The following is an 11,702-nucleotide window of genomic DNA, read 5'->3' on the forward strand; positions in this document are numbered from 1 at the left end:
CATAGATATAAAAAAGGATATATGAAAGACTAAATGCAATTGTAAGTGTAAATTCAACTAGATTGTTGTGTAAGAGTCTTTTCTACTTAGCTACTTTGAAAGTGGAATTTAACTTTTCACTTCAGCAGAGAAGTATAGTTATTAAAACTAGATTGTATAATTATACTGATTATGTTATACTGTAAGAGTAATTTGAATGCTTAGTTTTATTCTTTAGAAAATGGAGGTAACCTATGAATCAAGAAAAAATTGCTGTCCTCGTCGATACCTGCTGTGATGTCCCACAGACATTTGTAGACCAGTACCATATGTATGTCATCCCGTTAAAGGTAATATATAAGGATGCAGAATATCTCGATGGTGTTGATATCACACCGGAACAGGTATATCAGGGATTGGAGAAAGAGGTTCCGAAGACCTCGCTGCCAAGCGGGGAACGTATCGCGGAAATTTTTGACCAGATTCGTGCGGACGGCTTTCAAAAGGTAATCGCCATTACGCTGTCCAGCGGCTTGAGTGGGACGAATAATATGATTCATCTGATAGCGGATCAACTGGAGGATATGGAAGTGTTTATCATGGATACGAAAAACATATCCATTGGCGGTGGATTTCATGCCATTCAGGCAGCACGCTATATTGAAGACGGTCTGTCCTTTGATGAAATTAAAGCCAAGCTGATGCGCGGTATTGATCAATGCAAGGTTTTCTTTGTAGTGAAGACACTGGAATACCTGCAGAAGGGGGGAAGAATCGGTCTGGTCGCCTCGCTGTTTGGAAATGCCCTGAATTTGAAGCCAATCATCTCCTGTAATGATGAGGGAATTTATTATACGGTGGCCAAGGTTCGTGGAAGAAAGCAGTCAATCACGAAGACAAAGGAGCTTGCTTTGGATTTTGCGCAAGGACATAAGCGGTATAATGTTGCTATTATGCACGGGAATGCACAGGAGACTGCTGAGGAGATTCGTGACTGTATCATGAAAAAGCTGCCCGGTACGGATGTGTTTATTATGAAACAGGTATCTCCTGTTCTGGGTGTGCATACCGGTCCCGGTACGCTGGGAATCTGTGTGCAGATATTGGATGAGGCTTAATCAATACAAGAAACAGAAGACGGTATTATGTGGACTTCTGTTTTTTTTATCACGGATATCGCAGCTTTACAAAGAGCGGCAACGGGGTTACAACTACACGCGTAAATACAATGATTTCTTCCTTTGAAGGAGATAGCTTTTGCATATGGAAAGAGACTGAAGAATTCAGGGATTCTTCTGGCTGGCGGACGTATGAAAAAGACGAGGAACTATATTGATGAACATACAGCTTAATACGTCTAATCCAGGTAATTGTCAAAACGTAGAAAGCTAGCTTTGATTGTCATTTTTTATGTTTTCTGGATTGGTTTTATGATAGGTATAGCATTGTTTTGATAATTCCATTTACATTTTGCAGTATAGGATGGATTTTTTGATAAAAAAGAAAAATAAATGTTGACTTACAGCCGGTTTGAATATAAACTATTAGTTAGGCACTTATGCCCTTGTAGCCCCGGAAACTACATAGGAGGATATCAACATGCGCCAAACAACATTTGCAAAACCTGCTGAAGTTGAACGTACTTGGTACGTTGTTGACGGAACAGGTAAGACATTAGGTCGTTTAGCTACAGAAGTAGCATCAGTATTAAGAGGAAAACACAAACCTACTTACACACCAAACGTGGACTGTGGTGATTTTGTTATCGTAACGAACGCTGACAAAATTGAGCTTACAGGAAACAAGCTGGACACTAAAAAATACTACAACCACTCTGGTTATGCAGGAGGACTTCGTACACGTACTGCACGTGTCATGAAGGACAACTATACGGTTGAATGGGTCGAAAGAGCTATTTACGGTATGTTACCTCACACAAAACTGGGTGACAAAATGCGTAGACACCTGTTTGTTTACGAAGGTAGTGAACATCCACACACAGCTCAGAAACCAGTAGAGCTGAAAATCAAAGGTTAGGAGGAATAAGAAATGGCAGCTAAGAAAAATACAGTAACTTACAATGGTACAGGACGCCGTAAAACTTCTGTTGCTCGTGTCTTTATGACTCCGGGTAGTGGTAACATCTCTGTTAATGGGAAAACATTAGACGAGTATTTGCCACTGGAAACTTTACGTATGGTTGTTCGTTCACCACTTGAATTAACAGAAACTTTAGGTCAGTTTGATATTAAAATCAACGTTCAAGGTGGAGGTTATACAGGTCAGGCTGGTGCAATGCGTCACGGTATCACACGTGCTTTAATGGAAGCTAGTGCTGATTATCGTCCTGCACTGAAAGCAGCAGGACTTGTTACACGTGATTCCCGTATGAAGGAGCGTAAGAAATACGGTCTGAAAGCGGCACGTCGTGCTCCTCAGTTCTCAAAACGATAGAAAACACCTGTTTTCTACACTTACGTACAACTATGTACACTCACGAAAGCCCCATTTTATGGGGTTTTTGTTGCTTTCATGAGTGTGCGTGAGTGTACATGAGTGATGCGGAGGTTCTAGTTAGGTAGCACTTAGGTAGCAAACCTGCGCAGAGTTTGGCGTAACTTTCGGCGTAAAATTAAATAAAGTCGCTGACATTGTTTTACCTGCACGTTATGATGAAGATACAAGATATCATAAATGCAGGGAGTGATTCAAATGAAATACAAGAATATGCAGGATGCAATGAAAGTGACTGGAGTTCGTCTGAGGGAGTTGAGAGAGGCAGTTGGACTGACGCCCACCATGCTTGGCAAGAAATGCAATAAACATCATAACGTTATTCTTAGCATAGAAAAGGGGATGACTGATCCTTCTCTTCTGTTACTGAATGAACTGCTTACAGCATTAGGGTCAGAACTGCATGAATTCTTTGATGAACGTTTTGACGAGATATTCGAACAGATGATTGAGGCAGAACATGGGAAAATGTAGTTATGATGAAGATATGATCCTTCATGCTGTAGGAAATCGTTTAAGAGAGCTTAGTCAAGAGTATGGATACACATTTAAGGAAATGGCAAAAGAAGCCTGTATAGATAGAGATAATTATATGCGTGTAGAACGGGGAGAACGCAATTCATCTATTGGGCTATTCTGTAATATAGCATCTGGCTTAAATATAAAAGTTTCTGATATATTCAATGAGGAATATAAAGAATATTTAAAAAAATATGATGATATTGCCTTCTTAAGGAAAATATTATCCTCGGATGAATATAAGCTCATCAAGAAAAAAAAGTTATCAATATGTTGAAAAAGTACAGAACTAAAAGCGGAATCAGTCAGAGTATATTAGCATCTGAATTAGGTGTATCAAGAAATATGATAAATAATCTGGAGTATGGAAGAGGAAGAATAATAAGCTGCTTCTGAATCACAACGGCCATCACTGCTATTCTTATGATGATCATTCTTAGCATAAGAATCCAGGTATTTTCCATCCCCAGCTACGCGTTCACCAAATTCTTCTATAGAATCATACATATCTTCCACCAATCCTGAAAAAAATATCATTCAGTAAATCCTGATGCTTTGTGAGTCGCTGATAAAACAATGGAAATACGCCAGGATTTGGCATCAGTTTTTTCTTTCCATAGGTATAATCTTCATCCTTTAGTCCACACAGTCTACGTAAGGTAGGATTACGCAATAATTCCCGTCGTAATTTTTCAACAGTATTCAGCTGACAGATTTTTTTTATGACCAGCAGTTTTACCATCGTTTCATTTGAATAATCGTTTCTTCCATTTTTACGATCCTTATCCAGCGCATCGATAAGAGGTTGCATAGGCAATTGGGAAAAAACATGGAAATACGTTCAAGATCACCAAGTTCTTCAATTTGCATATAGTGTTGTCATCACTTGTTTTGGATTGACAGAAGTGTCGTTACGAGTAAGCTACAAAAAACTTTAACTTGTTTTTTTATAAGGCTTCGGAGTCCTCTAGACGATAGAAAACTCAAGTTTCAACACTTCGTACAACCATGAACACACAAGAAAGCTCCAATTCATGTTTTTTTTGCTTTCATGAGTGTACGAGAGCGTGTATGCTTGATGCAGAGGTTCTAGTTATTTAGCACTTAGGCAGAAAATCTGTTATAATGAATGAAAATAGATAAGTTGGATTTGGCAGATGGCTCTTGAATAAATGATTACACATTGATTTCTATCTACTAATTGCGACATAAAAAGTCGAGAAGAAATAACCTATTTACTCTATAATTGCAATTAGAGAGGAGGCGGTTAATGTGGACTGGATGAAACAGCTTAATGAGGTTATGGATTATATTGATATCAATTTGCAAAGTGAAATATCATATGACAGAATATCTGAAATTGCATGTTGTTCGATATACAACTTTCAGAGAATGTTCTCATACATAGCACAAACCTCATTATCAGAGTATATCAGAAATCGCAGACTAACCCTTGCAGCGTTTGATATAATAAAGGGGAATGAAAGAATCATTGATGTTGCCTTGAAGTATGGCTATGATTCGCAAGATGCTTTTTCGCGTGCTTTTAGAAACTTTCATGGAGTATTGCCGTCAACAGTAAGAAACGAACCAGTGATGCTTAAATCCTGCCCTAAGCTCTCCTTTCAAATTACAATGAAAGGAGCTGAGAAGATGAAGTATCAAATTGAGCAATGGCCTGCATTTCAAGTGGCTGGTATTTCACACAGGATTAAAACGAACAGAGCTTTTGAACTTGTTCCGCAGATATGGGAAAAGGCGTGGAAAAAAGGTACTATGAAGAAATTTATGCAGTTTTTTCCGGATTATCGACCTTCCGGTTTTTTGGGAATTGCCACTGGAGGCGGGTGGGGAAGTACAGATGAAATGGACTATATTTTGGCTGTCACAAACCATGTAGATATACCGGATTGTTATCATGCACCTGTTCCGGAAGGAATGACGGTTTTCTCCTATCCTGCTGCAACATGGGTTATCATCAATGCAGATGGTGAAATTCCAAAGGCAGTGCAGGATGTTTACCAGAAATTTTATTCTGAATGGCTGCCAAGATCAGGCTATAAGCTTTCAGACTTGCCTGTGTTTGAATGCTATCTGCAAGAAGATCACCAAGAAGTATGGATAGCAGTTGAGGAAGCATAAGATATATTGATATAGTATCGGAAGAATTATTTGGACTTTGTGGGCACTCTTGTATAGCAGTGCTGATCGCCGCAACTGTTAAATGAATTGTAAAGCAAACAAAATGCTGCGAAGGAAACATAGCAGGCAGAAAGCATTTGAGGAAGTGGATTTATACCCTATCCTTCATACTAAGAAAATGAAGGACATAAAGGGGAAAACTGACTGAACTTTTCACGTGCTATGTTGTATTCTTACTATTAAGGATGAACAAAAAAATCATTTTATTCTTTATTATAAAGGTATATATTATGATTCAAAAAATATTAAGGAGATCATAAGCTATATGAGGATTTTCGTTTAGTAAAAGAGGAAGGGCTTTTAAATTTTTAAAGACTTATTATATTCCGGCTTATAGGATCATGTAGAGAGTAATTAAGGTTAGAATTTAGGAGGCTATGATGACAAAGCTATTTGAGATATTTCCATATTTGGAAAACGATAAGGTGATAATAAAAAGAATGGAATTAAATGATGTTGAAGCATTGTCAGAGATTAGTAATAATGACAATGTATATAAGTTTATACCTCCATTTCTATATAAGAAAAGTAGTAAAGCATTAGAGACCGCTATCAAACATTTAGGTAAAAGGGATTTTGAAAAGAAAAAACAAATAATTGCAGGCATCTATTTAAAGGATAGTCCTGATAGATTAGTGGGCTTAGCAGAAATGTTTGACTACAAAAAAAGAGAAAACAAGATAACAATAGGGTATAAAGTGAATGAAGATTATTGGAATAAGAGAATCGCATCGAATACTCTAAAACTAATGGTTGATTATTTAGTAAACGAAATCGGAATCACGACTCTTAATGCTTTTGTTATGCCAGAAAATTTACATTCATCAAGAATATTATTGAATAATGGATTTGTAAAAGAGGATTATACTTCGCAAGAAAAGAATTGGGGCGGTCAAGAAATCGTATCTGTTGATGCTTATACATATAGAAAGACTCCAGCTTATCCATTATCTAGCAAATAGTAAGATACAGCCAAAGAGCGTGAATAAAAACAACGATGTGCACCGTATCTCTCAACGCAGAAAAAATACGATCTATATTAAAATAGAAATTGAATTCTCTTTTCCATAAATATAGTAGGCAATATAAAACCAAAGGGTATGAGTAGTTGGGCATACGTACTGGGGATGGTTTCAGTTAGATTATAAAGAGAAGGAATCTATCAAAACGATAGAAAGTACTTACTTTCTACACTCTCGTACACTTATGTACACTCACGAAAGCCCCATTTTATGGGGTTTTTTGTTGTATGCATGACTGTGCGTGATGCGGAGGTTCTTGTTGGGTAGCACTTAGGTAGCAAACCTGCGCAGAGTTTGGCGTAACTTTCGGCGTAAAATTTTATTGGGCTGCTGACATCATTGTTTCTCATGCACGTTATGATGAAGATGCAAGATATCATAATTGCAGGGAGTGATTCAAATGAAATACAAGAATATGCAGGATGCAATGAAAGTGACTGGAATTCGTCTGAAGGAGTTGAGAGAGGCAGTTGGACTGACGCCCACCATGCTTGGCAAGAAATGCTATAAACATCATAATGTTATTCTGAGCATAGAAAAGGGGGGGACTGATCCTTCCCTTCTGTTATTGAATGAACTGCTTATAGCATTAGGGATAGAACTGGATGAATTCTTTGATGAACGCTTTGATGAGATATTCAATCAGATGAGCGAGGTGGAACATGGGGAAATGTAGTTATGATGAAGACATGATTCTTCATGCTGTAGGAAATCGTTTAAGAGAGCTTAGACAAGAGTATGGATACACATTTAAGGAAATGGCAAAAGAAGCATGTATTATTTATCATGATATTAAAGACTTAATAGATGCTATAGATAGAAAATAAATTACAAAGAAAAAAAATCAACGTGCATTTGAGAAAAATTCTCATATAAATGTTGAATTATATATTAATTGGCATATAATATAAATAGGAGGCGATTATAATGTTGATCCAATTTGCTTTTAAAAATTTCAAATCATTTAGAGATGATGCTACTTTAGATCTATCTGCAACTAAGATAAGTGAATTTAATGATAGAGTAATAGAATTAGGAAACGAAAAGATACTTCCAGTTGCTGCAATATTTGGTGCTAATGCAAGTGGAAAATCTAATATACAGCAAGCGTTTTCCTATATGGTTTATTATGTTATGCGCTCTTTTGCATTTGGCGGTGATGCTGATGAAAAAAAGAATAAAAGTGAATTTATGCAGCCGACACCATTTTTATTTGACAATGCGAGCAAAAATGCACCATCAACCTTTGAAGTTTATTTTATAGGTGATGAAAATGATAAGTGTAGACAGTATAATTATGGATTTAGTGTGGATAGTAAAGGCGTTTGTGAAGAATGGCTTAATGTTTGTGCAAAAAGCGCAAGAGGAAAATTTAAACCATTGTTTTATAGAAATAGAGAAAGTGATGAATTAGATTTAAGTGGTTTGCCTAAGAAAACTCATGACAACATTAAGACTTCACTACAGAATGAAACTCTTATTGTATCTTTGGGTGCAAAATTAAAAGTTGAAAAACTTAAGTATATTCGTGATTGGTTCTTAAAACATGAGATGGCTGATTTTGGTGATCCGTTTGAAAACTTATTCCTTTCTAGATATACACCAGAAGGTTTTTCTGATAACGAGAATGTTAGAAAAAAGGTTGTGGATTACTTTTCTTCTTTTGATGATTCTATTATTGACTTTAAGGTAGAAAAGTTAAAAGATGATGAAGACGATAATGAGCATTTGAAAATCAATACAGTGCACAGATTAATCAATTCTGATGAAACTGTCACTTTACCTTTGCAGGAGGAATCAGCAGGAACATTAAAAATGTTTGCTTTATATCCTTCTTTACAAGAAGTAATGGAAACAGGTGGTGTTTTATTTGTAGATGAATTAAATTCCAGACTTCATCCATTACTTGTGAGAAACTTTTTAATCAATTTTCTTGATCCTTCTATCAATAAAAATCATGCTCAAATTATTTTTACCACTCATGATTCATGGACATTATCAAATAATTTATTAAGAAGAGATGAGGTTTGGTTTACAGAAAAAGATAATAATGGTATTTCGTCGTTGTACTCATTAGCTGATTTTGTAGACGAAGATGGCCAAAAAATAAGAAAAGATGAGAATTATGAAAAAAATTATCTTTTAGGTAAGTATGGGGCAATTCCAGAATTGAAGTCAATGATGGTGATGGAGGATGATTAGTTTATGGGAAGGGAAGATAGGCGAGGTAAAAGAAAATCTAGAGAACAATCTAGAAAAAGAAGAGTTCCAGAATTGGGATATTATTATATCGTAACTGATACTGATCAGACAGAAAAGAATTATTTAGAAGGATTAAGAGATTCCATACCAGAAGTATTAAAAGGGAAAATTGTGATAAAGGTTACAAAATCAAGGACAGTCGATTTAGTGAAAACATGTAAAGAAGGAGCATCTCTATATCCCCAATACAGTGAACCTTGGATCGTTTTTGATCGTGATCAGGTAAAAGATTTTGATAGTATCATAAAGAATGCTGAACAAAGTGGAGTTCATGCTGGCTGGTCAAATCCTTGTCTTGAAATCTGGTTATATGCTTATTTTGGTTGTATGCCTAATATTCAAGATTCCGTTAGCTGTTGTAATAGATTTGCAGTTGAGTATGAGAGAAAAACTGGTCAAAAGTATGATAAAGCAGAAAAAGATTTATATAAAAAATTATGTGAATTTGGCGATGAAGAAAATGCTATAAAAATTGCACAGCAAAAAAGAAGTCAGTGTATTAATAATGGGATGTTAATACCATCTGAAATGATTCCTTGTACTAATGTTGATGGTTTAGTAAAAGAAATTAAAGAAAAATGTATGTAGTCTTTGAAGTCATAGGAACCTGCGTGTTCAAATTGTACAAGAAAAAAACGCTTATTTAATTAAGTTTACAAAGATGATTAGAAAAATAAATATTATTTTTCAGCAAAGAAAACAGATATAAAGAAGGAGGAATGATGGGAGTCATGTTAGACTATATTCGTGAAAATATATTCAGTTCAGTATTTAGTTTTCTGATTGGTTCATTTTTAACATGGATTTGGGTTAATAGAGGAAAGTTGAAGATATTGGGACATTCTATTGTCCATATGAAAAGTGATTATCGAATTAGCGCGGCTTATTTATTTAAAATTAAAGTTGATAGCAAATACTTGCTAATTAAGGGAAATAGAATTGATCAGTATCAACCAATTGGTGGGGTATATAAATACAACGAATCATTTAGGGATACTTACAATAAGTTACAAATTAGATGTGAGAGCAATGGATCTTTTTATGAAAAAAATGACCTTCGAGTATATGTTAAAGGAAAGTATTTAACCAAATTTTTAACATGGTATGGGTCAATGAGAAATAGAGAGATTACTGTGCATAGAGAATTTTTTGAAGAGATGGTTCAAACTGGTATAATTGATAAGGATGATTTTTTTAATTTAGACTTTGAGTTTATTAGAAAAATAAATTCAGGAATACATTATTCTGTACATTTCAAATGCGATGAAATATTACTTTTTGATATATATGAGGTGTTTTTAACGCAGAAGTCTTTAGAAAGTGTGAAACAAGTAGCAGATAAAAACAAAAACATTATTTTAGTAGAATATGATGATATAGAAAGAGAATGTACAGAAATTGGAGATAAATCCTATAAAATCTCTGAAAATTCAAAATATTTAAGATAAGGAGGAGCAATGAAATATTCAAGTGATATACTTAAACTATTTGATGATATTGATGTATCAGATAGTGATTATGAAAAAGCGATAGCAAGATATAAGTCTATAGCACATTATTTAGAGAACTCAGATGTGAATAAATACAAACCGAACATTTATATTCAGGGATCTTTTAAATTAGGTACTGCAATAAAGCCGTTAACTGAAGATGGTAGTTATGACATAGATTTGGTATGTACCTTTGATAAAATACAGAAAAATGAAATTACTCAAAGTAAATTAAAAAATATTACTGGAAAAGTCGTTAAAGACTATGTTGAAAGCAATAATATGAAGAAAGAACCCAATGACGGTAAAAGATGTTGGACTATAACTTATGTCGATGAGAAGAATTTTCACGTTGATATTTTGCCATCATTATTGAATGGGAAATTAAAAGAAATAGTGATTACTGATAAAGAGAATAGGGATTATAATATAATTTCGAATAATTGGGAAGTAAGTAATCCCAAAGCATACTCAGAGTGGTTCAGACAAATATCTCAGTATAAAGAATATAGACAGCAATATGCACTTGCGAACGCAAAAAATATAGAAGAAGTCCCTTTTTATAGAATAAAAACACCACTGCAAAGAGTTGTTCAACTGCTAAAAAGGCATGCGGAGGTAATGTTTGAGAATAATATGAAATTAAAACCTTCATCTGTTATAATTACGACTTTAGTAGCAAAAGCTTATGATAAAGTTAGCAAACAAAATCAGAATTTCATTGATATAATAAAAAAAATAATTAGTCAATTAGAACATGAGATAAATTACATAAATGAAAAACCTTGCGTTTTAAATCCTGTTGATGAGAACGAGAACTTATCGAGTAAATGGTCGGATGAGAACTATTTTTTAGAATTTCAAAATTGGATAAAACAATTAAAGTTTGATTTTTCAGTTACATATCATATAGGCAATGAAAAAGAAGAATTCAATCTTATTAAAAGAAGTATGTGTAAACAAAAATTTTCAACCGAAGTAGAACAGTCTATGGAGCTATTACCATATCATTTAAAACCAAAATGGGAAATGAATTTATGGAAGAAAGTAGAAATTAAAACTATTATATATCAAAATGGTTTTTTACCAAAAAAATTATCAAGCGGTGAATCTGTCTGTAAAGGGATTAATGTTAGGTTTGAAGCTATATCAGAAAATATAAAATTATATGATATATATTGGCAAATTACTAATACTGGTTTTGAAGCTCAACAAGCAAATCAGTTAAGGGGTGATTTTTATAATTCTGAATTAATAGAAGGAAAGAGGATACGTAAGGAATTTACATCATATACTGGCAAACATTATGTAGAGGCATTTTTGGTCAAGGATGGATGTTGTGTTGGGAAAAGTAATCCTTTTGTTATAGATGTAGTTCCTTATAAAAAGTATATATTTTAATTAGTGAAACATTAAAATTGATATGGATTGATATAAGGTGTTGAAAAAATCATGGAACTTCTTTTTGTGATTTTTGTCTAAAGAATGAGCAGTTGAATAAATTATCTTAGAAAAGATAGTATAGTTGAAATAAATCATATATGTCTTTTTGACTATCTTTTTATATCTTCTTAAATGTCCGCAAATCCTTATTTTATAGGCTCTACGGGCATTTTGCTTTTGTGGTAAACCTCACATATCTAGGTCTATCTTCTTATATTTTCGCTATCAAGCGTGGTTAAAATCGTGGTAAATACTTCTTATGCGATTAGAC

The 11,702-nt window shown here is 34.3% G+C and carries 14 protein-coding genes; 13 read left to right on the forward strand and 1 reads right to left on the reverse strand.

From position 1 onward, the window contains the following. Positions 1-233 precede the first annotated feature (233 nt). The 5 genes from NE665_RS22285 to NE665_RS22305 all read left to right on the forward strand — a co-directional run bounded on the left by NE665_RS22285 (position 234) and on the right by NE665_RS22305 (position 3,289). Entirely contained in the window at positions 234-1,097 is an 864-nt protein-coding gene (locus tag NE665_RS22285; protein WP_117443399.1) for a DegV family protein, read from the forward strand. A gap of 481 nt (positions 1,098-1,578) precedes the next feature. Next, a complete protein-coding gene (gene rplM, locus NE665_RS22290) occupies positions 1,579-2,016 on the forward strand; it encodes a 50S ribosomal protein L13 (RefSeq protein ID WP_002605778.1) in 438 nt (145 codons plus the stop codon). Positions 2,017-2,028: 12 nt separating this feature from the next. Beyond that, complete coding sequence (rpsI, locus tag NE665_RS22295) at positions 2,029-2,433, forward strand: 30S ribosomal protein S9 (protein WP_117443398.1); 405 nt, start codon at positions 2,029-2,031, stop codon at positions 2,431-2,433. A 258-nt stretch (positions 2,434-2,691) separates the two neighbouring features. Continuing rightward, positions 2,692-2,967: a helix-turn-helix transcriptional regulator gene (locus tag NE665_RS22300; protein WP_178760002.1), complete on the forward strand. Its 276-nt coding sequence runs from the start codon at positions 2,692-2,694 to the stop codon at positions 2,965-2,967. Next, complete coding sequence (locus NE665_RS22305) at positions 2,954-3,289, forward strand: helix-turn-helix transcriptional regulator (protein ID WP_117443396.1); 336 nt, start codon at positions 2,954-2,956, stop codon at positions 3,287-3,289. Before NE665_RS22300 ends, NE665_RS22305 begins: the two co-directional genes overlap by 14 nt. Before the next feature lie 59 nt (positions 3,290-3,348). Here NE665_RS22305 and NE665_RS22310 read toward each other — a convergent pair whose 3' ends face one another. Next, positions 3,349-3,549, reverse strand: a complete 201-nt coding sequence (locus NE665_RS22310; protein WP_233104832.1) for a hypothetical protein — start codon at positions 3,547-3,549, stop codon at positions 3,349-3,351. A 735-nt stretch (positions 3,550-4,284) separates the two neighbouring features. Between NE665_RS22310 and NE665_RS22315 the strand changes: the two genes are divergently transcribed. The 8 genes from NE665_RS22315 to NE665_RS22350 all read left to right on the forward strand — a co-directional run bounded on the left by NE665_RS22315 (position 4,285) and on the right by NE665_RS22350 (position 11,389). Then, positions 4,285-5,154 carry an AraC family transcriptional regulator gene (locus NE665_RS22315; RefSeq protein WP_117443393.1) on the forward strand — a complete coding sequence of 290 codons (870 nt, stop codon included), beginning with the start codon at positions 4,285-4,287 and terminating at the stop codon, positions 5,152-5,154. Between the two features lie 440 nt (positions 5,155-5,594). Beyond that, positions 5,595-6,176, forward strand: a complete 582-nt coding sequence (locus NE665_RS22320; protein ID WP_233104833.1) for a GNAT family protein — start codon at positions 5,595-5,597, stop codon at positions 6,174-6,176. A 460-nt stretch (positions 6,177-6,636) separates the two neighbouring features. After that, the gene (locus NE665_RS22325) at positions 6,637-6,912 is read left to right on the forward strand and encodes a helix-turn-helix transcriptional regulator (RefSeq protein WP_117443391.1); all 276 of its coding nucleotides are present in this window, start codon (positions 6,637-6,639) and stop codon (positions 6,910-6,912) included. Then, complete coding sequence (locus tag NE665_RS22330; protein WP_178760001.1) at positions 6,899-7,063, forward strand: hypothetical protein; 165 nt, start codon at positions 6,899-6,901, stop codon at positions 7,061-7,063. The genes NE665_RS22325 and NE665_RS22330 overlap by 14 nt, the downstream gene beginning before the upstream one ends. Before the next feature lie 100 nt (positions 7,064-7,163). Then, entirely contained in the window at positions 7,164-8,438 is a 1,275-nt protein-coding gene (locus NE665_RS22335) for an ATP-binding protein (RefSeq protein ID WP_117443390.1), read from the forward strand. A gap of 3 nt (positions 8,439-8,441) precedes the next feature. Beyond that, positions 8,442-9,086: an RloB family protein gene (locus tag NE665_RS22340; RefSeq protein ID WP_117443389.1), complete on the forward strand. Its 645-nt coding sequence runs from the start codon at positions 8,442-8,444 to the stop codon at positions 9,084-9,086. Positions 9,087-9,220: 134 nt separating this feature from the next. Beyond that, positions 9,221-9,946 carry a hypothetical protein gene (locus NE665_RS22345; RefSeq protein ID WP_117443388.1) on the forward strand — a complete coding sequence of 242 codons (726 nt, stop codon included), beginning with the start codon at positions 9,221-9,223 and terminating at the stop codon, positions 9,944-9,946. Between the two features lie 9 nt (positions 9,947-9,955). After that, the gene (locus NE665_RS22350) at positions 9,956-11,389 is read left to right on the forward strand and encodes a nucleotidyltransferase (RefSeq protein WP_117443387.1); all 1,434 of its coding nucleotides are present in this window, start codon (positions 9,956-9,958) and stop codon (positions 11,387-11,389) included. Positions 11,390-11,702: the final 313 nt, after the last annotated feature.

Source organism: Clostridium sp. DFI.1.208, from assembly GCF_024463855.1.
GTDB lineage: Bacteria > Bacillota_I > Bacilli_A > Erysipelotrichales > Erysipelotrichaceae > Clostridium_AQ.

What these genes read in the sequence shown, in the direction of transcription:
- NE665_RS22285 (WP_117443399.1), top strand. Translation starts at nt 234, where the DNA reads ATGAATCAAGAAAAAATTGCTGTCCTCGTCGATACCTGCTGTGATGTC.
- rplM (WP_002605778.1), top strand. Translation starts at nt 1,579, where the DNA reads ATGCGCCAAACAACATTTGCAAAACCTGCTGAAGTTGAACGTACTTGG.
- rpsI (WP_117443398.1), top strand. Translation starts at nt 2,029, where the DNA reads ATGGCAGCTAAGAAAAATACAGTAACTTACAATGGTACAGGACGCCGT.
- NE665_RS22300 (WP_178760002.1), top strand. Translation starts at nt 2,692, where the DNA reads ATGAAATACAAGAATATGCAGGATGCAATGAAAGTGACTGGAGTTCGT.
- NE665_RS22305 (WP_117443396.1), top strand. Translation starts at nt 2,954, where the DNA reads ATGGGAAAATGTAGTTATGATGAAGATATGATCCTTCATGCTGTAGGA.
- NE665_RS22310 (WP_233104832.1), bottom strand. Translation starts at nt 3,549, where the DNA reads ATGATATTTTTTTCAGGATTGGTGGAAGATATGTATGATTCTATAGAA.
- NE665_RS22320 (WP_233104833.1), top strand. Translation starts at nt 5,595, where the DNA reads ATGACAAAGCTATTTGAGATATTTCCATATTTGGAAAACGATAAGGTG.
- NE665_RS22325 (WP_117443391.1), top strand. Translation starts at nt 6,637, where the DNA reads ATGAAATACAAGAATATGCAGGATGCAATGAAAGTGACTGGAATTCGT.
- NE665_RS22330 (WP_178760001.1), top strand. Translation starts at nt 6,899, where the DNA reads ATGGGGAAATGTAGTTATGATGAAGACATGATTCTTCATGCTGTAGGA.
- NE665_RS22335 (WP_117443390.1), top strand. Translation starts at nt 7,164, where the DNA reads ATGTTGATCCAATTTGCTTTTAAAAATTTCAAATCATTTAGAGATGAT.
- NE665_RS22340 (WP_117443389.1), top strand. Translation starts at nt 8,442, where the DNA reads ATGGGAAGGGAAGATAGGCGAGGTAAAAGAAAATCTAGAGAACAATCT.
- NE665_RS22345 (WP_117443388.1), top strand. Translation starts at nt 9,221, where the DNA reads ATGGGAGTCATGTTAGACTATATTCGTGAAAATATATTCAGTTCAGTA.
- NE665_RS22350 (WP_117443387.1), top strand. Translation starts at nt 9,956, where the DNA reads ATGAAATATTCAAGTGATATACTTAAACTATTTGATGATATTGATGTA.